24 protein-coding genes are annotated in these 24,917 nt (G+C 71.6%); 19 read left to right on the top strand and 5 right to left on the bottom strand.

Features of this window, described 5'->3' with window-relative positions; all coding sequences use genetic code 11:
- Positions 1 to 36: 36 nt before the first annotated feature.
- The 3 genes from OC439_RS06210 (at position 37) to OC439_RS06200 (ending at position 1,866) form a co-directional block, all read left to right on the top strand.
- On the top strand, positions 37 to 978 hold the full coding sequence (locus OC439_RS06210) for a YhjD/YihY/BrkB family envelope integrity protein (RefSeq protein ID WP_262012607.1): 942 nt from the start codon (positions 37 to 39) through the stop codon (positions 976 to 978).
- Entirely contained in the window at positions 975 to 1,349 is a 375-nt protein-coding gene (locus OC439_RS06205) for a GntR family transcriptional regulator (RefSeq protein WP_262012606.1), read from the top strand. The genes OC439_RS06210 and OC439_RS06205 overlap by 4 nt, the downstream gene beginning before the upstream one ends.
- A 73-nt stretch (positions 1,350 to 1,422) precedes the next feature.
- Positions 1,423 to 1,866, top strand: coding sequence for a hypothetical protein (locus OC439_RS06200; protein WP_194798657.1), 444 nt, complete (start codon positions 1,423 to 1,425; stop codon positions 1,864 to 1,866).
- Between the two features lie 153 nt (positions 1,867 to 2,019).
- Here OC439_RS06200 and OC439_RS06195 read toward each other — a convergent pair whose 3' ends face one another.
- Both OC439_RS06195 and OC439_RS06190 read right to left on the bottom strand, forming a co-directional pair.
- Positions 2,020 to 3,654, bottom strand: a complete 1,635-nt coding sequence (locus OC439_RS06195) for a glycoside hydrolase family 13 protein (RefSeq protein WP_262012605.1) — start codon at positions 3,652 to 3,654, stop codon at positions 2,020 to 2,022.
- Between the two features lie 499 nt (positions 3,655 to 4,153).
- Positions 4,154 to 5,239 carry a LacI family DNA-binding transcriptional regulator gene (locus OC439_RS06190; protein WP_262012604.1) on the bottom strand — a complete coding sequence of 362 codons (1,086 nt, stop codon included), beginning with the start codon at positions 5,237 to 5,239 and terminating at the stop codon, positions 4,154 to 4,156.
- A gap of 199 nt (positions 5,240 to 5,438) precedes the next feature.
- On the opposite strand from OC439_RS06190, the gene OC439_RS06185 reads away from it, so the two are divergent.
- The 12 genes from OC439_RS06185 (at position 5,439) to OC439_RS06130 (ending at position 20,481) form a co-directional block, all read left to right on the top strand.
- Positions 5,439 to 6,689, top strand: coding sequence for a maltose ABC transporter substrate-binding protein (locus OC439_RS06185; protein WP_262012603.1), 1,251 nt, complete (start codon positions 5,439 to 5,441; stop codon positions 6,687 to 6,689).
- Positions 6,689 to 8,332 (top strand): ABC transporter permease subunit, encoded by a 1,644-nt coding sequence (locus tag OC439_RS06180; protein ID WP_262012602.1) that lies wholly within the window; start codon positions 6,689 to 6,691, stop codon positions 8,330 to 8,332. Before OC439_RS06185 ends, OC439_RS06180 begins: the two co-directional genes overlap by 1 nt.
- Entirely contained in the window at positions 8,329 to 9,234 is a 906-nt protein-coding gene (locus tag OC439_RS06175) for a sugar ABC transporter permease (protein ID WP_262012601.1), read from the top strand. Before OC439_RS06180 ends, OC439_RS06175 begins: the two co-directional genes overlap by 4 nt.
- A gap of 141 nt (positions 9,235 to 9,375) precedes the next feature.
- Positions 9,376 to 11,187 carry a glycoside hydrolase family 13 protein gene (locus tag OC439_RS06170; protein ID WP_262012600.1) on the top strand — a complete coding sequence of 604 codons (1,812 nt, stop codon included), beginning with the start codon at positions 9,376 to 9,378 and terminating at the stop codon, positions 11,185 to 11,187.
- A gap of 168 nt (positions 11,188 to 11,355) precedes the next feature.
- Positions 11,356 to 11,697, top strand: coding sequence for a hypothetical protein (locus OC439_RS06165; protein WP_128136717.1), 342 nt, complete (start codon positions 11,356 to 11,358; stop codon positions 11,695 to 11,697).
- 276 nt (positions 11,698 to 11,973) lie between these two features.
- Positions 11,974 to 13,044 (top strand): BMP family protein, encoded by a 1,071-nt coding sequence (locus OC439_RS06160; protein WP_262012757.1) that lies wholly within the window; start codon positions 11,974 to 11,976, stop codon positions 13,042 to 13,044.
- A gap of 122 nt (positions 13,045 to 13,166) precedes the next feature.
- On the top strand, positions 13,167 to 14,822 hold the full coding sequence (locus OC439_RS06155) for an ABC transporter ATP-binding protein (RefSeq protein WP_315985911.1): 1,656 nt from the start codon (positions 13,167 to 13,169) through the stop codon (positions 14,820 to 14,822).
- A 173-nt stretch (positions 14,823 to 14,995) separates the two neighbouring features.
- Positions 14,996 to 16,183, top strand: coding sequence for an ABC transporter permease (locus OC439_RS06150; protein WP_402809812.1), 1,188 nt, complete (start codon positions 14,996 to 14,998; stop codon positions 16,181 to 16,183).
- A gap of 2 nt (positions 16,184 to 16,185) precedes the next feature.
- Entirely contained in the window at positions 16,186 to 17,466 is a 1,281-nt protein-coding gene (locus tag OC439_RS06145; protein ID WP_013283980.1) for an ABC transporter permease, read from the top strand.
- A 104-nt stretch (positions 17,467 to 17,570) separates the two neighbouring features.
- Positions 17,571 to 18,275 carry a cytidine deaminase gene (locus OC439_RS06140; protein ID WP_262012598.1) on the top strand — a complete coding sequence of 235 codons (705 nt, stop codon included), beginning with the start codon at positions 17,571 to 17,573 and terminating at the stop codon, positions 18,273 to 18,275.
- Positions 18,276 to 18,418: 143 nt separating this feature from the next.
- Positions 18,419 to 19,699, top strand: a complete 1,281-nt coding sequence (locus OC439_RS06135) for a thymidine phosphorylase (protein ID WP_262012597.1) — start codon at positions 18,419 to 18,421, stop codon at positions 19,697 to 19,699.
- Positions 19,700 to 19,800: 101 nt separating this feature from the next.
- Positions 19,801 to 20,481 carry a DUF4272 domain-containing protein gene (locus OC439_RS06130; protein WP_135243271.1) on the top strand — a complete coding sequence of 227 codons (681 nt, stop codon included), beginning with the start codon at positions 19,801 to 19,803 and terminating at the stop codon, positions 20,479 to 20,481.
- A gap of 6 nt (positions 20,482 to 20,487) precedes the next feature.
- On the opposite strand, the gene OC439_RS06125 is transcribed toward OC439_RS06130, so the two are convergent.
- Positions 20,488 to 21,339, bottom strand: coding sequence for a putative RNA methyltransferase (locus tag OC439_RS06125; protein ID WP_262012596.1), 852 nt, complete (start codon positions 21,337 to 21,339; stop codon positions 20,488 to 20,490).
- Positions 21,340 to 21,342: 3 nt separating this feature from the next.
- Positions 21,343 to 21,828, bottom strand: a complete 486-nt coding sequence (locus OC439_RS06120; RefSeq protein ID WP_135243273.1) for a MarR family winged helix-turn-helix transcriptional regulator — start codon at positions 21,826 to 21,828, stop codon at positions 21,343 to 21,345.
- Between the two features lie 57 nt (positions 21,829 to 21,885).
- Here OC439_RS06120 and OC439_RS06115 point away from each other — a divergent pair, with 57 nt between their 5' ends.
- The 4 genes from OC439_RS06115 to OC439_RS06100 are packed head-to-tail and all read left to right on the top strand — an operon-like array spanning position 21,886 to position 24,606.
- Entirely contained in the window at positions 21,886 to 22,512 is a 627-nt protein-coding gene (locus OC439_RS06115; protein ID WP_262012595.1) for a YczE/YyaS/YitT family protein, read from the top strand.
- Entirely contained in the window at positions 22,500 to 23,069 is a 570-nt protein-coding gene (locus tag OC439_RS06110; RefSeq protein WP_262012594.1) for an NADPH-dependent FMN reductase, read from the top strand. The genes OC439_RS06115 and OC439_RS06110 overlap by 13 nt, the downstream gene beginning before the upstream one ends.
- Positions 23,066 to 23,479, top strand: coding sequence for a PPOX class F420-dependent oxidoreductase (locus tag OC439_RS06105; RefSeq protein ID WP_262012593.1), 414 nt, complete (start codon positions 23,066 to 23,068; stop codon positions 23,477 to 23,479). The genes OC439_RS06110 and OC439_RS06105 overlap by 4 nt, the downstream gene beginning before the upstream one ends.
- A 50-nt stretch (positions 23,480 to 23,529) precedes the next feature.
- On the top strand, positions 23,530 to 24,606 hold the full coding sequence (locus OC439_RS06100; RefSeq protein WP_013473969.1) for an adenosine deaminase: 1,077 nt from the start codon (positions 23,530 to 23,532) through the stop codon (positions 24,604 to 24,606).
- Here the strand turns inward: OC439_RS06100 and OC439_RS06095 are convergent, their stop codons facing one another.
- Complete coding sequence (locus OC439_RS06095) at positions 24,607 to 24,873, bottom strand: hypothetical protein (protein WP_228531240.1); 267 nt, start codon at positions 24,871 to 24,873, stop codon at positions 24,607 to 24,609.
- Positions 24,874 to 24,917 lie beyond the last annotated feature (44 nt).

Below are 24,917 nucleotides of genomic sequence, written 5' to 3'. Positions count from 1 at the left end.
CCTCCGCCACGGGCGGAGATCGGCGAGGATGACGGGGTGAACGTCTTCGGCCGGATCGAGGCGGCGGTGGGGCGCCGCATCGACGCGGCCCGGAGCCGCTCGTCGGTCTTCGACCACGTCTGGCGGGCCGGGACGCTCTACGCCGACCTGCTCGCCGGGCGGCTCGCCGCCGCCATCGCGTACTACGGCTTCTTCGCCGTGTTCGCGCTCGCGCTCGTCGCGTACTGGATCTTCGGCGCGGTGCTGCGGGACAACGAGGAGGTCAGCCGCGGTGCGGCCCACTTCCTGGAGGAGAACCTGCCCTTCCTCGACCCGGCGCAGATCGCCGAGAGCAGCGGCACCGTCGGCGTGGTCGGCCTGGTCATCCTGGTCTTCACCGGCATCGGCTGGGTGGAGGCGATCCGCTCCTCGCAGCGGCTGATGTACGGCTTCAACCAGCAGCCCGGCAACCTGGTGGTGCGGCGCCTGGTCGACCTGGGCGTGCTGGTCGCGGTCTTCGTGCTGCTGTTCGTCTCGGTCGCCGCCGTGGACGCGCTGGAGTCACTGCTGCGCTTCCTGCTGCGCAGCACCGGCTCGGTGGGCCTGACCACGATCAGCGCGGTGCTGAGCGTGCTCGTCAACGCCGTGCTCGCCGCCGCGCTGCTGCTCGCAGTGCCCCGGCTTCGGATGAGCCGGCGCCGGCTGCGCCCGGCGATCCTGACCATCGCCGTCGGTATCACCCTGCTGAACACCGTGGGGCGCTACTACGTGGTACGCACCGAGCGGAACCCCGCGTACACGGTGGTCGCCACCGCCGTCGGCCTGTTGCTCTACCTCTACCTGCTCAACCAGCTGGTGCTCTTCGGCGCCGCGCTCGCCGCGACCAGCCGGTACGGCCGGGTGGTGGACCTGGCCGAGGGCGGGGCCCGGGAGGTGGACGTGGAGGCGGACGTGCTCGACGAGGAGACCGAACCGGGCACACCGGGAGGGGCGGGATGAGCGCGCGGATCCGGATCGACGCCGAGTCGGCGGTGCCGCCGTACGAGCAGGTGCGGGCGCAGTTCGCCGCGCGCATCGGCGACGGGCGGCTGCCGGTGGGCACCCGGCTCCCGGCGGTGCGGCAGCTCGCCGCCGACCTGGGGCTGGCGGTGAACACCGTGGCGCGGGCGTACCGGGAACTGGAGGGTGCCGGGCTGGTGGAGACGCGGGGCCGGCACGGCACGGTGGTGGCCCCCGGCCGGGACGACGCCACCGACCGGCTGCAGCGAACCGCCGCCGAGTACGCCGCCGAGGCGCGTCGCCTGGGTGTCCCGCCGGAGCGGGCGGTCGCGCTGGTCCGTGCGGCGCTGGACGCCGGTACGCGTGGCTGAGCGTGGTCCCCGAAGCGGGGAGAGTCCGATGATTGCGTTCCCCGGTCCGGCACGCGGCGACCATGATGGGCCGGTGGGCGCACTCGTGACTCTGGACCTGCCGGACGACTCCCCGATCCGGGGTCTGCCGTGGATCATCACGTTCGGCCCGCTCGGCGCCGAGGACGACTGGGAGCCGGTGGTCTGCGGCCCGTACGAGCGACAGCACGCGCTGGCGCTCGCCGAGGCGGTGGTGGCCGACGAGCAGCTGATGGCGGTGGTGGAGCCGCTGCTGCCGGCGCTCACGCCGGAGGAGATCCGCGGCGAGATCGCCGCCGCGCAGATCGCCGCCGAGGACGAGGCGGCCGAGATCGACCAGGCGGACCTCTACGGCGACTTCGAGGACGTCATCGACGAGGAGCTGGAACGCGCCGCCGACCGCGAGCCGGAGCCCGAGCCGGCGAAGGCGCCCGACCGGGAGGAGATCCGGGCCGGGTTCGCCCGGATCGCCGCGCTGCTCACCGCCAAGGGCGGCTGAGAGCGGGCTCGCTCCCCGATGGACACCGGCCCCCCGGGAGCGTGCTCCCGAGGGGCCGGGGCCACCTCACCCCCCACCACAAGGGGTCGGCAGCCCAGCCGCCCGTCGGCGCGGGGCACAACGGACGGCCAGGTCGTTGGCGGGTTACCCGGCTCAGCGCCGTTCGAACCACGCAGCCGCGTCCACCGGCAGGACGTACCCGTCGCCCCGCTCGGTGAGGTCGGCGCTGGCGACGAGCGGGCGGCCGTGGCCGCTCACCGTCACGTCGGCGCCGCTGATGTTCACCACGCACGTCACCTCGGCGTCGCCGGTGGTGCGGCGGAACGCGAGTACGCCGGGCTCGGTCTCCAGCCAGGTGATGCCGTCCAGGCCGGCCAGCGCCGGGTGCTCGTGCCGGACGCGCAGCGCGGTCCGGTACAGCTCCAGCGTCGAGCCGGGCGTACCGGCCTGGGCGGCCACCGACAGCTCCCGCCAGGTCGCCGGCGCCGGCAGCCAGCTCAGCTCGCTGCCGTCCGGCCCGAAGCCGTACGGGGGCAGGTCGCCACCCCACGGGATCGGCACGCGGCAGCCGTCGCGGCTCTCCCCGGTGCGCCGGAACGCGGGGTCCTGACGCAGCTCGTCCGGGAGGTCCAGCACCTCCGGCAGGCCCAGTTCCTCGCCCTGGTAGACGTACGCGCAGCCGGGCAGCGCGAACATCAGCAGCGCGGCGGCGCGGGCGCGGCGCAGGCCGACCTCGCCGTCGCCGTACCGGGTGACGTGCCGCTGCCGGTCGTGGTTGGAGAGCACCCAGGTGGTCGGCGCGCCCACGATCGTGGACTCGGCCAGCGCCGTGTCGATCACCTTGCGGAACGAGTCGGCCGACCAGGTGGCGTCGAGGAAGTCGAAGCTGAACGCCTGGTGCAGCTCGTCCGGGCCGATGTAGCGGGCCAGGCGCTGCGGCGTCTCGGCCCACGCCTCGGCGACCGCCATCCGGCCGCCCGGGTAGCTGTCCAGGATCGGCCGCCAGGCGCGGTAGATGTCGTGCACCTCGTCCTGGTCGAAGTACGGCAGCCGGCCCTTGCCCAGCAGCTCGGACTGACGCTGGCCGGTGGTCATCGAGTTGAAGCCGACGTCCGGCAGGCCCTCGGCCTTGATCATTCCGTGCGCCACGTCGATCCGGAAGCCGTCCACGCCGCGGTCCAGCCAGAAGCGCAGCACGTCCTCGAATTCGGCCCGCACCTCCGGGTGGCGCCAGTTCAGGTCGGGCTGGGCCGGGTCGAACAGGTGCAGGTACCACTGGCCGTCGACAACGCGCGTCCACGCCGGGCCGCCGAAGATGCTCTCCCAGTCGTTCGGCGGCAGCTCGCCCTGCTCGCCCTTGCCGTCGGCGAACAGGTAGCGCTCCCGCTCCGGCGAACCGGGTCCGGCGGCGAGCGCGGCGGTGAACCACGGGTGCGCGCTGGAGGTGTGGTTCGGCACCATGTCGACGATGATCCGCAGGCCGAGCGCGTGCGCGTCGGTGATCATCTCGTCGAAGTCGGTCAGGTTGCCGAACAGCGGGTCGACGTCCCGGTAGTCGGACACGTCGTAGCCGGCGTCGACCTGCGGCGAGGTGTAGAACGGCGTCAGCCAGAGCGCGTCCACGCCGAGGTCGCGCAGGTACGGCAGGCGCTGCCGGATGCCCTGGAGGTCACCCACGCCGTCGGCGTTCGCGTCGGCGAAGCTGCGGACGTACACCTGGTAGACGACAGCGGACCGCCACCAGTCGTCGTCGGCGGTGCGAGGGGTGGTGCTGGGGGCGGAGGTCATCGCTGTCGATCCCGTTCTGTGGCGGCTTCTGGTGCGGCGCAGGGTGTCTGAGCAGAATGCCGCCACTAGACTGCAAGAGTCAAGCATTCCTTGCGCAAGAAATGACAGCCATCACCCGCGCCGGCCCTGACCTCGTCTCCCGCATCCCGGGACGGCCACCCCGCCGGCCCTTCCGGCCGGCGCCGTCGTTTCGACGTCGATCATGAAGTTAACCCCGACATTCCGGACCCCAGCCCCCGCCAACCTCATGATCGCCACTCTCGGCCCGGCCGCCTCCTGCCCGCCCTGACCCGCCCCGCGGGCGTTGATCAAGGAGTTTGTGTCCCGAGTGGAGATCAACCCGGACACACCCCTTGATCAACGGGGGGGTCCGTGGGGTGAGCCCGGCCGGGGTGGCTCGGGTGATCATGAGGTGGGCGGCCTTTGCCGTCCGATTTGTCGCCGTCAACTTCATGATCGACGCGTCGGAGGGCCGGGGGAGAAGGGGGTGCGGCGGGGGTTAGGCGGGGATGGGGAGGGACGGGGTGGGGGAGGAAGGGGTGGCGGGGCGCTGGCGGCTGGGGGGAGTTGCGGGCTTCGCCACCGCTGTGGAGCCGCGTACCACCAGCTCGGGGCGGAACAGGTACTCGGAGTTCGGGGACGGGTGACCGTTGATCTCGTCGACCAGGGCCCGCACCGCCGCCACCGCCATGGCGGCCACCGGCTGGCGCACTGTGGTCAGCGGCGGGTCGGTGAACGCCATCAGCGGGGAGTCGTCGTACCCGACCACGGAGATGTCGCCGGGCACCGACAGCCCGCGCTGGCGGGCGGCCCGGATCGCGCCGAGCGCCATCAGGTCCGAGCCGCAGACGAGCCCGGTGACGCCGCGCTCGATGAGCCGGCCGGCGGCCGCCTCGCCGCCCTCGACGCCGAACAGCGACAGCTCGGTCAGCTCGGTCAGTTCGTCGGAGGTGATGTCGGTCAGGCGCTCCATCGCGGCCTTGTAGCCGGCGACCTTGCGCTGCACCGGCACGAACCGGTCCGGGCCGGTGATCAGGCCGATCCGGCGGTGCCCGAGCGCGACCAGGTGGGCGACGGCGAGTTCGGCGGACTCCCGGTCGTCGCAGGAGACGAACGGCGCGGGGATGCCCGGCGCGTACCCGTTGATCATGACGATCGGCAGCGGCCGGGCCAGGAGCGTGCGGTAGCGGTCGTGGTCGGCGGCGGTGTCGGCGTGCAGGCCGGAGACGAAGACGATGCCGGAGACCTGGCGGTCCAGCAGCATCTCCACGTACTCGTCCTCGCGGACGCCACCCGGCGTCTGCGTGCAGAGCACCGGTGTGTACCCGGTGGGGGCGAGCGCGGACTCGATGATCTGGGCGAACGCCGGGAAGATCGGGTTGTCCAGCTCCGGCACGACCAGGCCGACCAGTCCGGCGCTGCGCTTGCGCAGCCGGGCCGGTCGTTCGTAGCCGAGCACATCGAGGGCGGTGAGGACGGCCTGCCGGGTCTCGGGGGCCACACCGGGGCGGTCGTTGAGCACCCGCGACACCGTGGCCTCGCTGACTTCAGCCTGTTGGGCGATGTCGGACAGTCGAGCGCGCATGTGCGGCACTTTAGCCCAACGGCAAAGTCTTGCGTACACTTCTGCAAGCCCTTCCATTCTCTGCAACCTCTTGCTAACGTCCCCGCAACATGCGAGAGCAGCGGCGCAGCATCTCGGCGCCGGTCAGCAAGAACTTTCAGAGGTTTCCACTGGCGGGCCGCCCTTCCCCCGGCGGGCCGCCATGACGACAGGAGTACCGATGCGCATCCGTACCGCGGGTGTGGTCGCCGTCCTCGGCCTGGCGCTCGCCGCCTCCGGCTGTGGTGACAGCGGCAGCGACGACAAGCCGGCCGCCGGCGAGTCCAAGGCGACCGGCGGCAAGCTGGTCATCTGGGCCGACGACAAGCGCACGGCCGCCCTCAAGCCGTTCGCCGAGGAGTTCGGCAAGGAGAACGGCGTGACCGTCGAGGTCCAGGCCGTCTCCAAGGACCTGCAGACCAACTTCGTCACCGCCTCGCAGCAGGGCAGCGGCCCGGACGTCGTGGTCGGCGCGCACGACTGGATCGGCAACCTGGTCCAGAACGGCGCCATCGACCCGGTGCAGCTCGCGGCCGAGCAGAAGTCCGGCTTCAACGAGACCGCGATCAAGGCCGTCACGTTCAACGGCCAGCTCTACGGCGTGCCCTACGCCACCGAGAACGTCGCGCTGATCCGCAACACCGAGCTGGCCCCCGAGGCGCCGAAGACGATCGAGGACCTGGTCGCCACCGGCAAGAAGCTCAAGGCCGAGAAGAAGGCCAGCGAGATCCTCTGCCTGCAGTCCGGCCAGAACGGCGACGCGTACCACATCTACCCGCTCTACACCTCGGGCGGCGGCTACCTGTTCGGCACCGCGGCGAACGGCGACTACGACCCGAAGGACCTGGGCGTGGGCAAGCCGGAGTCGATCGCTGCCTTCCAGAAGATCGCCAAGCTGGGTGAGAAGGGCGAGGGTGCGCTGAAGCGCTCCATCACCGGCGAGAACTCCATCGCCACCTTCACCGGCAAGAAGTGCGCGTTCCTGGTCTCCGGCCCGTGGGCGGTGGCCGACGCCAAGAAGGCCAACATCGCGTACGACATCTCCCCGGTCCCCGGCTTCGCCGGTGGCAAGGAGGCCCAGCCGTTCGTGGGCGTCCAGGCGTTCTACGTGGCCGCGAAGGGCAAGAACAAGGCCCTGGCGCAGGAGTTCGTCACCAACTACGTGACCAAGCCCGAGCTGGCCGTCGCGCTGTACAAGGCCGAGCCGCGCCCGCCGGCGCTGACCGCCGCCTTCGACCAGGTCAAGGGCGAGGACCCGGACCTGGCCAAGTTCTCCGAGGCCGGTAAGAACGGCCAGGTCCTCCCGGCGATCCCGGCCATGGCCGCGATCTGGGACCCGTTCGGCAAGGCGGAGGCCGCCATCATCGGTGGCGCCGACCCGGCCAAGACGATCACGGCCGCCGGCAAGACCATCCAGGGTCAGATCAAGTAATGAGCGCGCCGCTGTCCGGCCCGGGGTCTGCACCGCAGGCCCCGGGCCGGGAGCCCGTACGCCGTGGGCTCCCGCGCACGTCCCGTACCGCGCGGCAACACGCGCCGATCACCGCGACCGGCCTCGTCGTCAAGGTGGTCCTGCTCGGCCTGGTGGCCGGGATCGCGATCTGGGCGGCCTTCCCGCTCATCGAGGCCGAGCACTGGCTCGCGCTGGGCGTCCTGGCGGTCACCACCGCCGGCCTGTTCTACCTCTACCTGAGCCGCCGGCACATCCCGGCCAAGTACCTGGTCCCCGGCACGCTCTTCCTGATCGCGTTCCAGATCTTCCCGGTGCTCTACACCGCGAGCACCGCGTTCACGAACTTCGGCGACGGCCACCGCGGCAGCAAGGACGACGCGATCGTCGCCGTGCAGACCTCCTCGGTGAAGCAGGTGCCCGGCTCGACCGAGTACAACCTCACCATCGCCACCGAGGGCGACCCGGCGACGGGTGATCTGGTCTTCCTGCTCAGCGACCCGAAGACCAAGGAGGTCTACGCCGGCGACGCGGACGGGCTGCGCAAGCTCGACGCCGCCGACGTCGAGCTGAGCAGCCTCAGCGGCAAGATCACCGCCGCGGACGGCTACACCCTGCTGAACATCGGGCAGGCCAGCAGCCGCAGCGACGCCGTCACCGCGCTCGTCGTGCCCACCGACGAGGGCGCCATCCGCTCCAACGGCCTGACCCGGGCCTACGAGGGCAAGGCGATCCGGGCGTACGACGCCGCGTGCGACTGCGTCAAGGACAGCGAGACCGGCAAGACGTGGACCGCCGACGAGAAGTCCGGCTCCTTCGTCGCCGCCGACGGCGAGCGCCTCGCCCAGGGCTGGAAGGTCGACGTCGGGCTGAAGAACTTCAGCACCGTGCTGACCGACCCGAACATCTCCGGCCCGTTCTTCGGCACGCTGGCCTGGAACTTCGCGTTCGCGATCGGCTCCACCGGCCTGACGTTCCTGCTCGGCATGGCGATCGCGCTCGCGCTGCACTCACCCCGGATGCGCGGCACCAACTTCTACCGGATCCTGCTGATCCTGCCGTACGCCATGCCGTCGTTCGCCATGCTGCTGATCTGGCGGGACATGTTCAACACCGACTTCGGCCTGCTCAACAACCTGTTCGGGCTGAACGTCGACTGGTTCGGCGGCAACTGGTCGGCAAGGATCGCGGTGCTGCTGGTGCAGTTGTGGCTCGGCTACCCGTACATGTTCCTGGTGGCCACCGGCGCGTTGCAGGCCATCCCGCGGGAGCTGACCGAGGCCACCTCGGTCGACGGCGCGTCACCCTGGCAGTCGTTCCGCGCGGTCACCCTGCCGCTGCTGCTGGTGGCGCTCTCGCCGCTGCTGATCGCGTCGTTCGCGTTCAACTTCAACAACGTCAACGCGATCCTGTTCACCACCGAGGGCGGCCCGTTCGCGCCGGACAATCCGCGTAACGGCGCCACCGACCTGCTGATCACCTACACGTACCGGCTCGCGTTCGGCGCGCAGGGCGCCGAGTTCGGCCTGGCCGCCACCGTCTCGATCTTCATCTTCGCGATCGTGGCGACGGTGTCGGCGATCAGCTTCCGGCGGACCCGCAAGCAGGAGGAGGTGTACTCGTGACCACCATCGCGGAGACGCCCGCACCCACTGCGACCCGTAAGCCGGCCCGCCGCTCGCGTGGCCGCTGGTTCGCCCAGGTGGGCTGGCGGCACCTGGTCGGGGTGCTGGCGGTGGCGTTCAGCCTCTTCCCGATCCTGTTCGTGATCTCGGCGGCGTTCAACCCGCTCGGCACGCTCTCCTCCACCGAGCTGCTGCCGACCGGGGCGTCGCTGGAGAACTTCACGAACCTGTTCGACAACACCGCGTTCGGCCACTGGTTCCTCAACTCGCTGCTGCTGGCGGGCGTGGCCAGCTTCGCGTCGATCTTCCTGTCGTCGCTCGCGGCGTACGTGTTCTCCCGGATGCGTTTCGCCGGGCGCCGGGTCGGCCTGCTCGCGTTGCTGCTGATCCAGATGTTCCCGCAGTTCCTGGCGATCGTGGCGATCTTCCTGATCTTCACCACGCTCACCGACCTCTACCCGTCGATCGGGTTCAACACCCCGTGGGGCCTGTTCCTGCTCTACATGGGTGGCGCGCTCGGCGCGAACACCTGGCTGATGAAGGGCTTCTTCGACACGCTGCCGAAGGAGCTGGACGAGTCGGCGACCATGGACGGCGCGTCGCACGTGCAGGTCTTCTTCCGGATCATGCTGCCGCTGGTGGCCCCGATCCTGGCGGTGACCGGCCTGCTCGCGTTCATCGGGTCGATCAACGAGTTCATCATCGCCAACGTGTTCCTCACCGAACCCGAGGCGAAGACCCTCGCGGTCGGCATGTACGGCCTGGTGGCCGGCGAGCGCAACAACAACTTCGGGATGTTCGCGGCGGGCACGCTGCTCACCGCGATCCCGACGGTGCTGGTGTTCCAGCTGCTCCAGCGCTACATCGTCTCCGGACTCACCTCCGGAGCGGTAAAGGGCTGAGCCTCCTCGGCTCACGCTGCGGCAAGGGCGTCGTGTCGGCGTACACCGGAGCGGTTCTCGGGCGGACCGCCGCGGTCGGGTGAACCGGCCGCGGCGGGTGCCCGCCCCCTCTCCCTGTCGGTAGACGCGAAAGGCAGCACCATGTCCCTTCAGCCGCACCACGACGGCTCCGCCACCTACGTCCCGGAGCAGGAGCCCGCGCTCGGGCAGACCGTGCCGGTCTTCGTCCGGGTACCGGCCGGAACCGGCGTCTCCCAGGTACACGTGCGCACCACCGGCGACGGTGAACCCCGCTTCGCCGAGGCACGGGTCGACCGCACCGACGGCGACGACGTGTGGTGGCGGGCCGACGTCGAGGTCCGCAACCCGGTCAGCAACTACCGCTTCCTGCTCGACGGCGAACGCGGCACCCGCTGGCTCAACGCGGCCGGGCTGTCCGGCCACGACGTGCCGGACAACGGCGACTTCAAGCTGGTCAGCTACGCCCCGCCGCCGGCCTGGGCGCGGGACGCGGTGATCTACCAGATCTTCCCGGACCGGTTCGCCCGCTCGGCCGCCGCCGACGGCCGGACCGTGCCGGACTGGGCCATCGGATGCGACTGGGACACCCCGGTCGTCGGCCGCGGCCCGGAGACGCCCCGCCAGTTCTACGGCGGCGACCTCGACGGCGTCACCGAGCACCTGGACCACCTGGACCGGCTCGGCGTCAACACCGTCTATCTCACGCCGGTCTTCCCGGCGCGCTCCAACCACAGGTACGACGCGTCGAGCTTCGACACCGTCGACCCGCTGCTCGGCGGCGACGCGGCGCTGGCCCGGCTCGCCGACGCGGTGCACGCCCGGGGCTGGCGGCTGCTCGGCGACATCACCAGCAACCACACCGGCGACGCCCACGACTGGTTCACCGCCGCCGTCTCCGACTTCAACGCGCCGGAACGCGAGCTGTACTACTTCGACCTGCCCGGCTCGGACTACGAGTCGTGGAACGGGGTGAAGTCGCTGCCGAAGCTGAACTGGGGCAGCGCGGAACTGCGCCGCCGGTTCGCCACCGCCGAGGACTCGCTGCTGCGCCGCTGGCTGCGCCCGCCGTACGGGCTGGACGGCTGGCGGGTCGACGTGGCGAACATGACCGGGCGGCGGGGTGCGGACGCGTACACCCACGAGGTGGCGCGGCTGCTGCGCGAGGTGGTCGCCGAACCCCGCCCCGACGGGCTGCTGCTCGCCGAGCACGGCCACGACCACACCGGTGACCTGGACCGCGACGGCTGGCACGGGACGATGAACTACGTCGGCTTCACCGACCCGGTCTGGTCCTGGCTGCGCCACGGCGACGACCCGGTGCCGAACTTCCTCGGCACCCCGGGCGGGGTACGGCGGCGCGACGCGGACGCGGTGCTCGCCACCATGAACACCTACCGGTCGCTGGTGTCGTGGCGCTCGTACACGCACTCGTGGCAGCTGCTCGGCTCGCACGACTCGGCCCGGATCCGCACCGTGGTCGGCGACGCGGCCCGGCAGGAGGTGGCGGCCGGACTGCTCGCCACCATGCCCGGCACGCCAGTGGTCTTCGCCGGGGACGAGCTGGGCCTGACCGGTACGAACGGGGAGGGCTCACGTACCCCGATGCCGTGGCACCGGCCGGAGAGCTGGGACCGGCGCACGTTCGAGGCGTACCGGTCGTTGCTGACGCTGCGCCGCGACGAGCCGGCGCTGCGGCACGGCGGCCTGCGGTGGGTGCACGCGGACGCGGACACGCTGGTCTTCCTGCGCGAGGCGCCCACGTCGACGGTGCTGGTGCTGGCGAGGCGAGCCGCAGGCACCCCGGTCCACCTGACTGGCGTGGGAGCCGGAGAGAACGTCTACGGCGACGCCCCCGCCCTTCACCCCGACGCCGAGGGCGCGGTAACGCTCCCCGCGGACGGCCCCACCTTCCAGGTCTGGCGCCTGCGCTGATCCCGCGCCCCCGCCCCGTCGATCTTGCGGTTTCGGCCCGTGTCGTGCGGCTTTCGTCCCTTATATCGGGGCGGAGACTGCAAGATCGCGGGGAGGGGGGTCACGGTATGACGGCAGGTCGGCGGGGTGACTACTACGTTGCGTCGTTGGTGAGGGAGGATGGGGCGCGTGGAAGCTCTTCGACTGATTCTTCTCTACGTCCATCTGATCGGGTTCGCGCTGCTGCTCGGTGGTGGGATCGCCCAGTACGTCACCGGCCGGCTGCGGATCAACGCCGCCATGCTCTGGGGCGCGATCATCCAGGTCCTCACCGGCATCGGGCTGTCCGCTCCGCTGCGCGACGGGGACGAGCCGGCCCCGGCGAAACTTGTTACCAAGTTGGTGCTCGCGCTGCTCATCTTCGTCATGGTCTTCTTCTCCCGTAAGCGGGAGACCGTCAACCGTGGCCATTTCCTCGCGATCGTCGGGTTGACGCTGGTCAACGCAGCCGTCGCGGTGTTCTGGCGTTAGTTCGCCAGCAGTCGGGGAAGCTCGGGAAAACGGACGTTCGCGACACCTACCGCGCACGCCCACCGGCCGGATAGTGACCTGCCCCACCCAAGGGTTACGCCGGGGTAACGGACGCTCAACAGTCGTGCACGATTGGCGGCCGGTGGGTGGGCGCGGGCGTACGCTCCCGTCCGTAACGTGGGACGCCGGCGGCACACCGCAGGCCGGCGAAGGGCTGTGCACCGCGCACGACGCGGTGCGCAAGGGGAAGGAGACGTCTTGCGCTCTGTGCGTGGGATGCGGATCGCCTCCGCCATCGTGGCGGGTGGACTCGTGCTGGGCGCTGCCGCGTGTGGTGAGGCTCCGGACGACGACAACAACGCCGGCGGCGACGGTGGCAAGAAGTTCAGCGCCTGCATGGTGACCGACGTCGGCGGCATCGACGACAAGTCCTTCAACGCCTCGGCCTGGAAGGGCCTGCAGCAGGCGCAGAAGGAGAACGACAAGATCGAGATCAAGAACGTCCAGTCGAAGGCCGAGGCGGACTACGAGGTCAACCTGACCGGGTTCGTCAACCAGAAGTGCGACTTCATCCTGGCCGTCGGTGGCCTGATGTCGGACGCCACCAAGGCGGCGGCTGAGAAGAACCCGAACCAGCAGTTCGGCATCGTCGACGCCAACCCGGGCGTGTCGAACGTCTACCCGATGCAGTTCGACACCGCGCAGGCCGGGTTCCAGGCCGGCTACCTGGCCGCCGGGATGAGCAAGACCGGCAAGGTCGGCACCTACGGTGGCCTGCCGATCCCGCCGGTCACCATCTTCATGGACGGCTTCGCCGACGGCGTCGCGTACTACAACAAGGCCAAGAGCAAGAACGTCCAGGTCCTGGGCTGGGACAAGGCCGCCCAGAAGGGCTCCTTCGCCAACTCGTTCGAGAAGCAGGACGAGGGCAAGAAGGTCTCCGACGCGCTCGTCGCGCAGGGCGCCGACATCGTGATGCCGGTCGCCGGTGGCGCCGGTCTCGGCACCACCTCCGCGGCCAAGGCCTCGGGCGGCAAGTACTCGGTCGTCTGGGTCGACATCGACGGCTGCGAGAGCACCCCGGACTGCTCGGCGATCCTGACCACGGTCGTCAAGAACATCCCGGAGGCCGTCAAGGAGGCCGTGCTGAAGGCCGCCGGTGGCGAGAAGCTGCAGTCCACCCCGGGCTTCGTGGGCACGCTCGCGAACACCGGCGTCTCGATCGCCCCGTACCACGACTTCGAGAGCAAGGTCCCGGCGGACCTGAAGGCCGAGGTCGACAAGATCAAGGCGGACATCGCCGCCGGCACCATCACCGTCACCTCGAAGGCCCAGCCGACCAAGTGACAGTCCCGCCGGCCGCCGCGGTGCGATCATCGGCAGCGGGGGCCGGCGGACACCAGGTTTGACGATCCGGCCGTCCCGGCGCAACGGGGAAGGTACCCCCGGCGCCGGGGCGGCCGATCAGCTTGACTCCCCCCGACATCCCCACCCGGCGTGGTGGCGGCGCGGCAGGTCGCTACGCTGCACCATCGCTCGCACTCCAGGAGGTTGCGCTGAGACTCGAACTGCGCGGCATCACCAAACGGTTCGGTGATCTGGTCGCCAACGACCAGATCGACCTGACGGTGGAGCCTGGAGAGATCCACGCCCTGGTCGGCGAGAACGGCGCCGGCAAGTCGACCCTGATGAACGTGCTCTACGGCCTCTACCAGCCGGACGAGGGCGAGATCCTGGTCGACGGCAAGCCGCTGAAGCTGAAGGGCCCGTCGGACGCGATCGCCGCCGGGATCGGGATGGTGCACCAGCACTTCATGCTGGTGCCGGTCTTCACCGTGGCCGAGAACGTGATGCTCGGCGCCGAGCAGGTCAAGGGGCCCTTCGCCGGGATCCTCGACCGGCGGCGGGCCCGGCGCGAGGTCGCCGAGGTCTCCGAGCGGTACAACCTGCGGGTCGACCCGGACGCGGTGATCGAGGACCTGCCGGTCGGCATCCAGCAGCGGGTGGAGATCGTCAAGGCCCTCACCCGCGACGTCGACCTGCTGATCCTCGACGAGCCCACGGCCGTGCTCACGCCGCAGGAGACCGAGGAACTGCTCACCGTCATGCGGTCGCTCAAGGCCGCCGGCAAGTCGCTCGTGTTCATCACCCACAAGCTGGGTGAGGTGAAGGCGATCGCCGACCGGATCACGGTGATCCGGCGCGGCAAGACCGTCGGCACCGCCGAGCCGAGCGCCAGCCGGGACGAGCTGGCCGCGCTGATGGTGGGACGCAGCGTCCGGCTGACCGTGGACAAGAAGCCGGCCACCCCCGGTAAGCCGGTCCTGGAGGTCGCCGGCCTGGTCGTGGACGACGACCGGCAGGTACGCGCGGTCGACGGTGTCGACCTGACCGTGCACGCCGGCGAGGTGCTCGGCGTCGCGGGCGTGCAGGGCAACGGCCAGACCGAGCTGATCGAGGCGATCATGGGCCTGCGCCCGGTGCTCGCCGGCACGATCACCCTCGACGGCCAGCCGACGCACGGCTGGTCGACCAAGAAGGTGCTCCGCGCCGGCGTCGGCTACGTGCCGGAGGACCGCAGCGTGGACGGCCTGGTCAAGGAGTTCTCCGTGGCGGAGAACCTGGTGCTTGACATCTACGACCGGCCGCCGTTCGGCAAGGGCCTGTCGCTCAAGCCCGAGGCCATCGCGAAGTCGGCGCGGGAGCGGATCGAGCAGTTCGACGTCCGTACCTCCTCGGCCGACGCGGCGGTCGGCACGCTCTCCGGCGGCAACCAGCAGAAGGTGATCGTGGCCCGGGAGCTGTCCCGGCCGCTGAAGCTCTTCATCGCCGCCCAGCCCACCCGGGGCGTGGACGTGGGCTCGATCGAGTTCATCCACAGCCGGGTGATCCGCGAGCGCGACATCGGCACCGCGGTCATGGTGGTCTCCAGCGAACTGGACGAGGTGATCGGCCTGGCCGACCGGATCGCGGTCATGTACCGCGGCCGGATCATCGGGATCGTCGGCCCGGACACCCCGCGCGAGGAGATCGGCCTGCTGATGGCCGGCATCACCCCGGACGCCGCCACCCCGGACGCCGCCACCGCGACCGAGGACGGCCCTGGCAACGAGGACGAGGCATGACCAACCCGAACCCCGTCTCGGGCTCGCCGGACAAGGAGCCGGCGACCGAGGCGCAGGAGTCGCTGAGCGAGGCGCGGGCGACGCCGACGCAGCCGGCCGGTGACACCGAGCAGACGGTGCCCGCCACCGCGACCGCGAAGAAGCCGGCCCCGGCCGGAGAAGCCCGTCCGAGCATGGGCCGGATGTTCCTGGAAAACCTCTGGGCGGCGAACACGTTCACCGTGACGGTGCTCGCGGTGCTGCTGGCCATGGTGGTCGGCGCGGTGCTGATCATCGTGTCCGACCCCGAGGTGCTCGCCACCTACAGCTACATCACGGCTCGCCCCACCGATGCGCTGAACGCCAGCTGGACGGTGGTCAGTGAGGCGTACGCGAACCTGTTCAAGGGCGCGATCTTCGACCCGGACGCGGTCGGCTTCACCGCCGCCCTGAGCCCGATCTCGGAGACGCTCACCTACGCCGCGCCGCTCGTCTTCACCGGCCTGTCGGTGGCGCTGGCCTTCCGCGGCGGCCTGTTCAACATCGGCGCCCAGGGCCAGGCCACGATCGCCGTCATCCTGGCCGCCGTGGCCGGCTTCGCGCTGCCGCTGCCGCCCGTCGTGCACCTGCTGGTGGCGCTGATCGCCGGCGCGCTCGGCGGCGCGCTCTGGGGCTTCATCCCCGGCATCCTCAAGGCACGGGCCGGCGCGCACGAGGTGATCAACACGATCATGCTCAACTACGTGGCGGTCTACTTCCTGTCCTGGATCATCGTCCAGAACGGGGTGCAGAACCCGAACCGGGCGGACGCGATCAGCAAGCCGGTCGAGTCCACCGCACAGCTGCCCCGCCTGCTCGGCGACGACCTGCGGGTGCACGCCGGCATCCTGCTCGCGGTGGCGGCCACCTGGTTCATCGCCTGGCTGCTCAACCGCTCCACGCTCGGCTTCGAGCTGCGGGCCGTGGGTGCGAACCCGGACGCGGCCCGGACCGCCGGCATCAGCGTCACCAAGACGTACGTGCTGGTGATGGTGTTCGCGGGCATGCTGGCCGGTCTCGGCGGCTCGACCATGGTGCTCGGCACCACCGCCACCGCGCTGACCCCGCTGGTGATCGCGCAGATCGGCTTCGACGGCATCCTGGTCGCGCTGCTCGGCCGCGTGAAGCCGTGGGGCGTGCTGCTGGCCGCGCTGCTGTTCGGCGCGCTCCAGGCCGGCGGCAACCGGATGCAGTCGTACTCCGGCATCTCGCTGGAACTGGTCACCGTGCTCCAGGCGCTCATCGTCATCTTCATCGCCGCGCCTGCCCTGGTGAAGACGATCTTCCAGCTCCGGGCGGCCCGCGCCGCCCGGTTGCAGACGAGCCTCGCGAAGGGCTGGTGAGCATGTCCACCACCGCTGTCCCCGAGGTCGCCGTTACCGCGGTCGACGAGGGTTTCTGGACCCGTAACCGGAAGATCGGCGCGGTCCTGCTGGCGCTCGGTGTGCTCGCGGCGGTGCTGTTCGGCGCGCTCGCGACCGACCAGCACGCGCGGTTCACGCTCAGCGAGACCGAGGGCGGGGCCGCCCTGGAGATCAACGGTACGGTCGGCGCGATCCTGTTCGGGCTGATCACCGCCGCGGCCGGAGGCGCGCTGCTGGCCGGGGTGCCGAAGCGCTGGTTCACGCTGCTGCTCGGCGCCGGGCTGGTCGCCTTCGTGCTGAGCTTCCTGTGCTGGCAGGTCTCGGCCGCGCCCGAGGGCCGCAACTTCATGCCGCTGGTGAACGTCGTCCGCGGCACGTTCATCCTGGCCCTGCCGCTGATCTTCGGCGCGCTCGCCGGTGTGCTCTGCGAGCGTTCCGGCGTGGTGAACGTGGCGATCGAGGGCCAGCTCCTGATGGGCGCCTTCTCCGGTGCGCTGTTCGGCAGCATGTCCGGCAGCGTCTGGGTGGGCCTGGTGGCCGCCGCCATCGGTGGCGCGTTCATCTCGTTCCTGCTGGCCGTGTTCTCCATCCGCTACCTGGTCGACCAGGTGGTCATGGGCATCGTGCTCAACCTGCTGGCGGTCGGCATCACCGGCTTCCTGTACGAGCGGCTGATGCAGACCGACGCGGCGAAGTACAACAGCGCCCCCCGGTTCGGCAACTGGGAGATTCCGCTGCTGTCCGACATCCCGCTGCTCGGCCCGGCGCTGTTCCGGGGCAACATCTTCCTCTACGTCGGCCTGCTGCTGGTGCTCGTCATCCACCTGGCGCTGTTCCGTACCCGGTGGGGCCTGCGGACCCGCTCGGTCGGCGAGCACCCGACCGCCGCGGACACGCTGGGCGTGAAGGTGCTGCGGCTGCGCTACCGCAACGTGATCCTGGCCGGTCTGGTGGCAGGTGTCGGCGGCGCCTCGTACACGCTGGCGCTCTACTCGTTCACCAAGAACATGATCGGCGGTAAGGGCTTCATCGCCCTGGCCGCGCTGATCTTCGGCCGGTGGAGCCCGACCGGCGCGCTGCTGGCGGCGCTGTTCTTCGGCTTCGCCGACCAGCTCGCCACCTACCTGGGCGCGATCGGCAGCAGCATCCCGAGCCAGTTCCTGGCGATGCTGCCGTACCTGGCGACGATCCTGGCCGTGGCCGGGCTGGTCGGCAAGGTCCGGGCGCCGGCCGCCGACGGCAAGCCGTACATCAAGGGCTGACCGCCCGCCGCGACACCGTGCCCGGCGGGGCGACCCGCCGGGCATCGTCGTCTCCGGCCGCACCCGCGACCGATCGGCGTTGATTGGGCAGAATGGGGGTTGTGATGGAGATCGACTGGGAGCGGCTGCGTACCGCCGCCACCGAGGTCATGCGGCACGCCTACGTGCCGTACTCGAAGTTCCCGGTGGGTGCCGCCGCGCTCGTCGACGACGGCCGGGTCGTGGTCGGCTGCAACGTGGAGAACGCCGGCTACGGCGTCACGCTCTGCGCCGAGTGCGGCGTGGTCTCGCAGCTGCACGCGACCGGCGGTGGCCGGATCGTGGCGCTGTCCTGCGTCGACGCCACCGGTGAGCCGCTGATGCCGTGCGGCAGGTGCCGGCAGCTGCTCTGGGAGCAGGGTGGGCCGGAGTGCCTGGTCGAGGCGAAGGGCGGACCGCTGCGGATGGCGGAGCTGCTGCCGCACGCCTTCGACGTGGCCGACATCGAGGCGGTGACCGGTGAGCATCCGGTGCCTGTGGTGCCGGACCGGCTGGCCGCCTGGCGGGGCCGGGGCACCGTGTTCGTGCACCCGGACCTGTCCGCCGGGCAGCAGGTCTGGACGACGTACTGGGAGCGGTCGTCCGGTGACACCACTGATGCCGAGACCGGCGTGCTGGAGGAGGGCTCGACCTGGGACGACCCGGCCGAGGCGATCGAGTGGGGGCTGGCGCGGACGCCGCGCGTGGTCGTGGTGGACGCTTCGGGGACGATCTTCTGGGCTGGTGAGGGTGAGCCTCCTTCGGAGATTCCGTCCCGTTGGGGTGGTTGAGGTGGGGGAATCGGGCCGACCGTGCCCGGCTCCGGGCAGTCAGGCTTGATCCCTCCGCCGGTCACGGTCGGCCCGATTCCTCGACGGTCACCGTTCGCGGGTCGGTGCGGCCACGCGCGATCAAATTGATTGGATCTTGAGAAGTGAGTGCTTTTACGGCGGTTGACGTCATCCGGGCGAAGCGGGACGGGGGTGTGCTGAGCGACGGGCAGATCGACTGGGTGGTCGACGCGTACACCAAGGGCCTGGTCGCCGACGAACAGATGTCGGCGCTGGCCATGGCGATCCTGCTGCGCGGCATGACCGCGCCGGAGATCGCCCGGTGGACGGCCGCCATGATCGCCAGCGGCGAGCGGCTCGACCTGTCGCCGGTGTCCCGGCCGACCGTCGACAAGCACTCCACCGGCGGCGTCGGTGACAAGATCACCCTGCCGCTGACCCCGCTGGTGGCGGCGTGCGGCGCGGCGGTGCCGCAGCTGTCCGGCCGGGGCCTGGGCCACACCGGCGGCACGCTGGACAAGCTGGAGTCGATCCCGGGCTGGCGGGCGGCGCTCACAAACGACGAGTTCATCGCCCAGCTCCGCGACGTGGGCGCGGTGATCTGCGCGGCCGGCGACGGGCTCGCCCCGGCCGACCGCAAGCTGTACGCGCTGCGCGACGTCACCGGCACCGTCGAGGCGATCCCGCTGATCGCCAGCTCGATCATGAGCAAGAAGATCGCCGAGGGGACCGGCGCGCTGGTGCTCGACGTGAAGGTCGGCTCCGGCGCGTTCATGAAGAACGTCGACGACGCCCGCGAACTGGCCCGCACCATGGTCGAGCTGGGCGGCGCGCACGGCGTCCGGACGGTCGCCCTGCTCACCGACATGTCCACCCCGCTCGGCCTGGCCGTCGGCAACGCGGTCGAGGTGACCGAGTCGGTGGAGGTGCTCGCCGGTGGCGGTCCGGCCGACGTGGTGGAGCTGACGCTGGCGCTGGCCCGGGAGATGCTCGACGCGGCCGGCCTGCCGGACGCCGACCCGGAGGCGGCACTGCGGGACGGCCGGGCGATGGACTCCTGGCGCACGATGATCCGGGCGCAGGGCGGTGACCCGGACGCCCCGATGCCGACGGCGAACGAGGTCGAGCTGTTCACCGCGACCGAGGACGGCTGGGTCGCCGAGATCGACGCGTACGCGATCGGGGTGGCCGCGTGGCGGCTCGGCGCGGGCCGGGCCCGCAAGGAGGACCCGGTGAGCATCCCGGCCGGTGTGGTGCTGCACAAGCGACGCGGTGACCGGGTACGTGTCGGCGACCCGCTGTTCGAGCTGCGGGCCGAGCACGCCGAGCGGATGCCCGCCGCGCTGGACGAGGCGCGCCGCGCGGTGCGGGTGGCGCCGGACGCGCCGGACGCGACGCCGCTGGTCGTCGAGCGGATCGGCTGACCGGGGACGGCCGTGGTGCCGGCCCGGCGGGAGCCGCTATCCTCCCAGGCCAGGGGGGATCGGCCGGCGACGAGCCGAGGTGAGCAGACAGGGGCTTGACCGTGCGCGTACCCGCTCCCGATCCCCGGGCCGTCCGGGAGGCGAGCCTGGACGAGTTGTCCCGGCTGGGTCTTCCGCTGCCACCGCCGCAGTTCCCGCTGGTGTGGGAGCCGGGCGACGAGATCGAGCTGCGTCCGACCCCGGAGATCGAGGCCCGGATCGCGGTGCTGCACGTGATCCTGGCCCGCTGCTTCGGGATGCCCGCGCAGGCGGCGATGAGCTGGCTGCTGGAGTCGCACCTGGTCGACTCGGTGACGCCGCCGGAGTGGCAGTTCGTGATGGGCGGCCGGGGTGACCACAGGTCGTTCGTGCTGCACCACGACGCGCTGTTCTCGCTGGCCTGGGTGCTCGGGCTGGCAAAGGAACTGGACCCGACGGTGCCGGTGGACGAGCGGCTGGTCGAGCGGATGCCGAACCTGGTCGCGGGGGAGACGTTCGGCCAGTGGCGGGCTCGGATCCTGGCCGCGCCGCAGCATCCCGGTGACGCCGCGGCGCTGCTGGACCTGCACTACTGCCTCGACTGGGCGTACCTCGAGACCGAGAAGGCCGGCGGCGCGCTGCCGGGTCTGGTGGACGCCAACGCGATCGGGCAGCGCCGGTGGGCGCTGGAGTGGGCGGTGGTGCTGCGCGGGCCGTACCACGACGAGCCGCCGGGCTGGGAAGAGGTCGACCTCTCCACCTGAGCCGCGTCAGCGCGGGCGGTGCACGCCGAGCCGGACGGAGAGCGTGACCGGCACCGGGTCGGGCAGCGCGGCGATGCGCGCGGCGAGCCGTTGCGGGTCGGCGTGCCAGGCGCTCGGTCCCATCCCGACGAGCGTGGTGACCTCGGCGCGGGTCAGCGCGAGCCGGGCCCGGTGCCCGGTCGCGGACTCCTCGGCGAAGTGGGCGCCGAGGCTGCCGGCGACCCGGTCGGCCTTGTCCGGGTCCACCCGCAGCAGGTCCAGCGCGTCGACGAGTTCGGTCAGGTGGTCGGCGGCCGGGGTGACCACCAGCAGCGCGCCGCCGGGGTCGAGCACCCGGTGGAACTCCGGGCCGTTGCGCGGCGCGAACACGTTCAGCAGTACGGCGGTGGACCGGTCGGCCAGGGGCAGCCGCTGCCAGGTGTCGGCCAGCGCGGCGGCGGCCCGCGGGTGCGCCCGGGCCGCGCGGCGCAGCGCCGGCTTGGAGACGTCCAGGGCCAGGCCGGCGGCGTCCGGCAGCGCCGCCAGCACCGCCGCGAGGTAATGCCCGGTCCCGGCGCCGGCATCGACCACCAGGGGGTACGGGTCGACGCCCGCGACGCGTACCGCTGTGCTCGCCAGCGCGGCGGCGACGGCGTCGTAGTGACCGGCGGCGAGGAACCCGGCGCGGGCGGCGACCATCTCGGCGCTGTCCCCGGTGTGCGGGGCGCGGCCGGCGAGCAGGTTCACGTACCCCTGCCGGGCGATGTCGAAGCTGTGCCCGCGCGGGCAGCGCAGCGCGCGTGCGGTGCCGGCGGTGGTCTCGGTGAGCGGCTCGGCGCAGACCGGGCAGCGCAGCCGGGAGAGGACGCGGTCGTCCACGGCTCAGTCCTCCGTCTCCGGTCGGCCGGGGAGGCGGCCGGTGAGGTGGCCGATCACCCGCTGGCTGAGCGTGCCGAGCGCGGCCACCTCGGCCGGGGTGAGCCGGTCGATCAGGTGCCGGCGGACGGCCGCCACGTGCCCGGGCGCGGCGGCCTCGACGGCCCGGCGCCCGGCCGGGGTGAGCACGACGACCGAGCCGCGGCCGTCGGTGGCGCACTCCTCCCGGGTGACCAGGCCGCGTTGCTGCATGCGGGAGATGTGGTGGGACAGGCGGCTGCGGGACCAGAGCATCCGGTCGGCCAGTTCGCTGAGCCGCAGCCGCTGTTCCGGGGTCTCGGAGAGGTCGCTCAGGACGTCGTAGTCGGGCTCGGAGAGGCCGGCGTCCTGCATCAGTTCCCGGGCCAGTTCCAGGTCGAGCAGGCGGCGCATGCGGCGGTAGCCGCGCCAGGCGCGGTCCTCCTGCTCGTCCAGCCAGCGCGGTTCGTCCACGGACCGATCCTATCGGTTTGGTTGACATGTCACCAAGTCGCGGCCTAGGTTGATGACATGTCAACCAAACTGCCGTCCCGGCTGGTGCGGCTGTTCGCCGGCCTGGCCCTGTTCGGCGTCAGCGTCGCGCTGATGGTCCGCGCCGACCTCGGGCTCGCGTCCTGGGACGTGCTGCACCAGGGCCTCGCCGACCGCACCGGCCTGCCGATGGGCCTGCTGGTCAACGGCGTGGCGCTGCTGGTGCTGCTGCTGTGGATCCCGCTGCGGCAGCGCCCGGGCGTCGGCACGGTGGCGAACGTCGCGCTCGTCGGCCTGGCCCTCGACGCGACGCTGGCGCTCCTGCCGCCGGTCGCCCCGCTCGCCGGCCGGATCGGCCTGCTGGCCGCGGGCGTCCTGCTCAACGGCCTCGCCACCGCGCTCTACCTCGGCGCCCGCCTCGGCCCCGGCCCGCGGGACGGGCTGATGACCGGCCTGGCCGCCCGCGGCCTGCCGCTCGGCCCGGCCCGCACCGCGATCGAGGTGACGGTGCTGGCCGTCGGCTGGCTGCTCGGCGGCGCCGTCGGCCCCGGCACCCTGCTCTACGCGATCGGCATCGGGCCGATCGTCGCCTGGTTCGTTCCCCGGCTCACCACGCCGGCCCCGGCCGCCGCCCCGACAGGAGTGACCTCACCATGCCCCGCCTGAACGTCGTCGTCGCCAGCACCCGCCCCGGCCGGGTCGGCCGCCGCATCGGTGACTGGGTCACCGCGGCCGCCGTCCGCCACGCCGGCTTCGACGAGGTACGCCTCCTCGACCTGGCCGAGATCGGGTTGCCCTTCCACGACGAGCCGCACCACCCGTCCGAGCGGGTCTACCTGCACGAACACACCCGCGCCTGGAGCGCCGAGATCGACGCCGCGGACGCCTTCGTCCTGGTGATGCCGGAGTACAACTACGGCTTCAGCGCGCCGCTGAAGAACGCGATCGACTACCTCTACCACGAGTGGCAGCACAAGCCGGTGGGCTTCGTCAGCTACGGCATGACCTCCGGCGGTCTGCGCGCGGTGCAGATGATCAAGCAGGTGGTGACCACGCTGAACATGACCCCGGTCAACGACCAGGTGGTCGTCTTCCTGCGGCAGGCGCTGGACGAGTCGGGCGAGCTGCGACCCGACCCGGGCCGGGAGGACGCCGCCGCGCTCATGCTCGACCAGCTCGTCCGGCTGGCCGCCGCGCTCGCGCCGCTGCGGGTTGCCGCATGAGCGCGCGGCTGTGGGAGCTGTTCGGCGAGCGCGGGCGCGGTGTGCTCGTCACGCTGCGCCGGGACGGCCGTCCCCAGCTGTCCAACCTCGACTACCTGGGCGAGCCGGGCCTGATCCGCTGCTCCACCACCGGCGACCGGGCGAAGGTGCGCAACCTGCGCCGCGACCCCCGGGCGAGCTTCCACGTGACCACCGCCGACGGCGGTGCGTACGCGGTCGCCGAGGGCACCGTGACGCTCACCCCGCCCGCTGCGGCCACCGACGACGCGACGGTCGACGAACTGGTCGAGGTCTACCGGCGGATCCGCGGCGAGCACCCGGACTGGGCCGACTACCGGGCCGCCATGGTGGCCGACGGGCGGGTGGTCCTGCGGCTCGCGGTGGAGCGGGTGTACGGCTGGCGACCCTGACCGCCCCGGTCCACCGCCGCGCCCGTACCGGGGGTGACTAGGGTCTGAGCATGGTCGCAATCTCGTACGAGGACATCGTCAAGGTCCCGAAGGCGCTGCTGCACGATCACCTCGACGGCGGCCTGCGGCCCGCGACGATCGTCGAGCTGGCCGCCGAGGTCGGCCACGAACTGCCCACCACCGACCCGGCGGCGCTCGGCGTCTGGTTCACCGAGGCGGCGAACTCCGGCTCGCTGGAGCGTTACCTGGAGACGTTCGCGCACACGGTGGCGGTCATGCAGACCCCTGCCGCGCTGCGCCGGGTGGCCCGCGAGTGCGCGCTGGACCTGGCCGCCGACGGCGTGGTCTACGCCGAGGTGCGGTTCGCGCCGGAGCAGCACCTGGAGCAGAACCTGACCCTGGACGAGGTGGTCGACGCGGTGGTCACCGGGTTCCGGGAGGGCAGCGCGCTGGCCGCCGAGGCGGGCACCCCGATCCGGATCGGCACGCTGCTCACCGCGATGCGGCACGCGGCCCGCTCGCAGGAGATCGCCGAGCTGGCCGTGCGGCACCGCGACACCGGTGTGGTCGGCTTCGACATCGCCGGCGCCGAGGCGGGCTTCCCGCCCACCCGGCACCTGGACGCGTTCGAGTACCTCCAGCGGGAGAACTTCCACTTCACCATCCACGCCGGTGAGGCGTTCGGCCTGCCGTCGATCTGGCAGGCGATCCAGTGGTGCGGCGCCGACCGGCTCGGCCACGGCGTCCGCATCGTCGACGACATCACCCCGGGCAACCCGCCGGTGCTGGGCCGGCTGGCCGCGTACGTGCGGGACAAGCGCATCCCGCTGGAGCTGTGCCCGTCGTCGAACGTGCAGACCGGCGCGGCGGCCTCGATCGCCGACCACCCGATCGGGCTGCTGCGCGACCTGCGGTTCCGGGTGACTGTGAACACCGACAACCGGCTGATGAGCGGCACCTCGATGTCGCGGGAGATGGCGCTGCTGGTGGAGGCCTTCGGCTACGGCTGGAAGGAACTCCAGTGGTTCACCATCAACGCGATGAAGAGCGCCTTCATCCCGTTCGACGAGCGGTTGCGGATCATCGACGAGGTGATCAAGCCGGCGTACGCCGAGCTGATCGGCTGATCACGACTGGCGGGGGTGGCCGGAGAGCAGTGCGGCCACCCCGCGCAGCACCTGGCCGGCCCGGGCCGCCTCGGCGCCCAGCCCGGTCTGCCGGCGCAGCACGGCCGGCTCGGCGCGCAGCAGCGCGACCCCGCGCCGGAGCAGCACCCGGGGTGCCTTGCGTTGCTCGGCGAGATCCCGGGCGAGGCGGCGCAGGAACGTCGCGCCGCGCGGTCGGCGCAGCGCGTACGCCCCGGCGAGCAACCCCAGCCGGCGGCACTCGGCCACGATCTCGGCCGCGAAGATCCCCTCGGCGACGAAGATTGGCGATC

Source organism: Micromonospora sp. Mcm103, assembly GCF_024519755.1.
Taxonomy (GTDB): Bacteria; Actinomycetota; Actinomycetes; order Mycobacteriales; family Micromonosporaceae; genus Micromonospora; species Micromonospora aurantiaca.
Note: the sequence above shows the minus strand (reverse complement) of the source record. Positions and strands in the feature narration are given on the sequence as shown.

What these genes read in the sequence shown, in the direction of transcription:
- OC439_RS06205 (WP_262012606.1), top strand. Translation starts at nt 975, where the DNA reads ATGAGCGCGCGGATCCGGATCGACGCCGAGTCGGCGGTGCCGCCGTAC.
- OC439_RS06195 (WP_262012605.1), bottom strand. Translation starts at nt 3,654, where the DNA reads ATGACCTCCGCCCCCAGCACCACCCCTCGCACCGCCGACGACGACTGG.
- OC439_RS06190 (WP_262012604.1), bottom strand. Translation starts at nt 5,239, where the DNA reads ATGCGCGCTCGACTGTCCGACATCGCCCAACAGGCTGAAGTCAGCGAG.
- OC439_RS06185 (WP_262012603.1), top strand. Translation starts at nt 5,439, where the DNA reads ATGCGCATCCGTACCGCGGGTGTGGTCGCCGTCCTCGGCCTGGCGCTC.
- OC439_RS06180 (WP_262012602.1), top strand. Translation starts at nt 6,689, where the DNA reads ATGAGCGCGCCGCTGTCCGGCCCGGGGTCTGCACCGCAGGCCCCGGGC.
- OC439_RS06170 (WP_262012600.1), top strand. Translation starts at nt 9,376, where the DNA reads ATGTCCCTTCAGCCGCACCACGACGGCTCCGCCACCTACGTCCCGGAG.
- OC439_RS06160 (WP_262012757.1), top strand. Translation starts at nt 11,974, where the DNA reads ATGCGGATCGCCTCCGCCATCGTGGCGGGTGGACTCGTGCTGGGCGCT.
- OC439_RS06150 (WP_402809812.1), top strand. Translation starts at nt 14,996, where the DNA reads ATGGGCCGGATGTTCCTGGAAAACCTCTGGGCGGCGAACACGTTCACC.
- OC439_RS06145 (WP_013283980.1), top strand. Translation starts at nt 16,186, where the DNA reads ATGTCCACCACCGCTGTCCCCGAGGTCGCCGTTACCGCGGTCGACGAG.
- OC439_RS06140 (WP_262012598.1), top strand. Translation starts at nt 17,571, where the DNA reads ATGGAGATCGACTGGGAGCGGCTGCGTACCGCCGCCACCGAGGTCATG.
- OC439_RS06115 (WP_262012595.1), top strand. Translation starts at nt 21,886, where the DNA reads ATGTCAACCAAACTGCCGTCCCGGCTGGTGCGGCTGTTCGCCGGCCTG.
- OC439_RS06110 (WP_262012594.1), top strand. Translation starts at nt 22,500, where the DNA reads ATGCCCCGCCTGAACGTCGTCGTCGCCAGCACCCGCCCCGGCCGGGTC.
- OC439_RS06105 (WP_262012593.1), top strand. Translation starts at nt 23,066, where the DNA reads ATGAGCGCGCGGCTGTGGGAGCTGTTCGGCGAGCGCGGGCGCGGTGTG.
- OC439_RS06100 (WP_013473969.1), top strand. Translation starts at nt 23,530, where the DNA reads ATGGTCGCAATCTCGTACGAGGACATCGTCAAGGTCCCGAAGGCGCTG.